Origin of the sequence: Psittacicella gerlachiana, from assembly GCF_003585965.1 — a bacterium.
GTDB classification, from domain to species: Bacteria; Pseudomonadota; Gammaproteobacteria; order Enterobacterales; family Psittacicellaceae; genus Psittacicella; species Psittacicella gerlachiana.
On sequence record NZ_NRJF01000008.1, the window covers coordinates 1 to 2,419 of the forward strand.

Sequence of the window (2,419 nt, forward strand, 5' to 3'; positions counted from 1 at the left end):
GATTTAAGATTAAAGATTTTTTAAGGAATAAATTAAAACCAATAATATTTAAAGATTATTGCGAGGTTACTTATGAAAGCAAACGAAGAATTTCAAGCTATGGTGCAAGAATTACTAGGTTCTCAAAGTTTTTCTACAACCACCGATGAAACTTCCCAGCAGAGTCATGGAACTTATGCAACTGCTTACGAATTTTCAAATAGCGAAACTAATTTAAATCAAGATGAATTAAATGCTTACGCTTATTCTTTACTATATTAAGTTAAGATCTAATTCATTTTAAGGTGTATTACATGCAATCTGATATTTTTATTGATATGACAACTTCGTTGTATCATCGTCCTACGTTTTCCATTTTATTTTCTTCAATTCTATAATTCCTTTAAGTTTTCTAGTCATTTACTTAAAGGAATTTTTTATGCTTAAAATTTGGAACTTGGCATGATCTCCAAAATTATCTCAAGTTTTCTTATTATTTATCTCTTCTTATATTTATCTCTTCTCATTATTTCTCTAATTTCTCCTAATCTTGATTAATCTTAACTTGTCCCTCTATAAATAAAATAATGTAAACTCTGCTTCTTATACCTTAGATATCCTCGAAACCATTTTTCTTCCTAAGCTTTACTAAGCTTCAGGTATAATAAACATACTTACTTAAATTAAAGTCCAAGGTTATATTCGCACTATAATCACTAACTAATTTTTTAAGGAAAGAAAATGGTTCGCAAAGTATATTTTAACCACGACGGTGGAGTAGATGATTTAATCTCATTATTTCTTCTTTTAAAGATGGAAGATGTGGAAGTCGTTGGCGTAGGAGTGGTAGATGCGGACTGTTATATAGAACCCGCTGTTTCTGCAAGTAGAAAAATTATTCAACGCTGGGGTTCAGAAAAAGATAAAGCCAACCTTGCGGTAGCTTGGTCTGATTCTCGTCCGGTACACCCTTTCCCAAAAGATTGGCGTTTACAAGCTTTTACGATGGATTCCTTAACCGTATTAAATGAAATCAAACCTTTAACGGTTAAAGAAGCTCCACTAAAAGCCCATTTAGATTTAGTAGAGATCTTACGCAAAGCTGAAGAACCTATAGATCTACTCTTTACCGGTCCTTTAACTGACCTTGCTCGTGCTTTAGATACAGATCCTAGCATTGAAGCAAAAATAAAAGAGCTCTTTTGGATGGGAGGAACTTTCCTACCAAAAGGAAATGTAGAAGAACCTGAACATGATGGCACTGCAGAATGGAATGCTTATTGGGATCCAGAAGCAGTAAAACGTGTATGGGACTCACAAATCAAGATTAATCTTGTCGCTCTCGAAAGTACTAACATGGTTCCTTTAACTTTAGAAGTACGTGATGCTTGGGCTGCAGAACGTCGCTATGAAGGAGTGGACTTCTTAGGCAATTCTTATGCTATAGTTCCTCCATTAAGACACTTTGTGACTAACTCAACTTATTTCTTATGGGATGTACTTACTACTTGTTATTTCCATAAACCTGAGTTAACTCAAACTAAAGTAGTACATAGTGATGTAATCGCTACCGGTCCATCTGCGGGACGTACAGTTCTTAAAGAAGACGGTCGTCCGGTAAATTTAGTTTACCATGTAGATCGTGATGCCTTCTTTGACTATATGACTTCTTTAGCTAAAAAGTAAGCTTTCTTTGCTGAAATAAATTAGCATAAGTGCTAAATAAAAAGCTAAATTTGATTGGTTAAAGAGATATAATTATAAATCTCCTTTTTTTAAGGAGATGCTACTTAAAAAATAATTTTTTTCTTAAAATATTTTTACTAAAAAAGTAAAGGTCAGAGCTTTAAGCCCTGACCTTTTTCAGTTCTAAATAGCAGAAATTGACCCGTAAACAAAACCATAGCTCAGTTTCTCTAAGGTATTTTATGAGATCAATTTCTTTAACTCTCATCCATTGCAAATAGTAAATTTAAATAATACCTTATATTATCTCTTAGTAATTAGTAATAAATATAACGGTTAATTAGTATAAAGAAGAATTTATAAGTGAAGAATCAAGTGATGTAATAAAAAACTAGTTGAGAAGAAAAGATAGAACTGAATTTCTTGGTTTATGGTAAATCTTAAACAGTAAATTTTAATTCCGTCGAATTCGACCGAATTAAATCAGAAGCTGGATTTGTCTTCTAGTAATAAATATAACAATCAATTAGTATAAAGAAGAACTTACAAGTGAAGAATCAAGTGATGCAATAAAAAACTAGTTGAGAAGAAAAGATAGAATTGAATTTCTTAGTTTATGGTAAATCTTAAACAGTAAGAATTTTAATTCCGTCGAATTCGACCGAATTAAATCAGAAGCTGGATTTATCTCCTAGTAATAAATATAACAGTCAATTAGTATAAAGAAGAACTTACAAGTGAAGAATCAAGTGAT

At 31.7% G+C, this 2,419-nt stretch carries 2 protein-coding genes; both read left to right on the forward strand.

The window, feature by feature from the left end; all coding sequences use genetic code 11:
- Window positions 1-72: 72 nt before the first annotated feature.
- A complete protein-coding gene (locus CKF59_RS00300) occupies window positions 73-261 on the forward strand; it encodes a hypothetical protein (RefSeq protein WP_119533991.1) in 189 nt (62 codons plus the stop codon).
- A 459-nt stretch (window positions 262-720) separates the two neighbouring features.
- Window positions 721-1,665: a nucleoside hydrolase gene (locus tag CKF59_RS00305; protein WP_119533992.1), complete on the forward strand. Its 945-nt coding sequence runs from the start codon at window positions 721-723 to the stop codon at window positions 1,663-1,665.
- The last annotated feature ends 754 nt before the right edge of the window (window positions 1,666-2,419 follow it).